Here is a 225-nt window from a genome sequence, read left to right as displayed (position 1 = left end):
TCATCTCCATATTTTATATTAACACCAAGATTTTGCAATTTCTTTATTGCATCTTTATATGTAATAATTTTCCATGGTTTTTCAACAAATTGTTTTAATTCACTTATATCTCTTCCTGTTATACTTTTTAATTCTTCAAATTCAGATTTTCTTTCCTCAATTGTTTTTTCAATTGCATATTTTAATGATTCTTCCATAACTTTCATAATATCTTCCATATGATAC

1 pseudogene is annotated in these 225 nt (G+C 23.6%); it reads right to left on the bottom strand.

Annotated features, from left to right (window positions below):
* Positions 1-218: pseudogene (locus tag LUA84_RS01105) on the bottom strand (amino acid--tRNA ligase-related protein); the annotation flags it as partial.
* Positions 219-225 lie beyond the last annotated feature (7 nt).

The sequence above is a fragment of the Candidatus Nanopusillus massiliensis genome (assembly GCF_920984865.1).
This window is presented reverse-complemented; position numbering and strand designations above follow the sequence as displayed.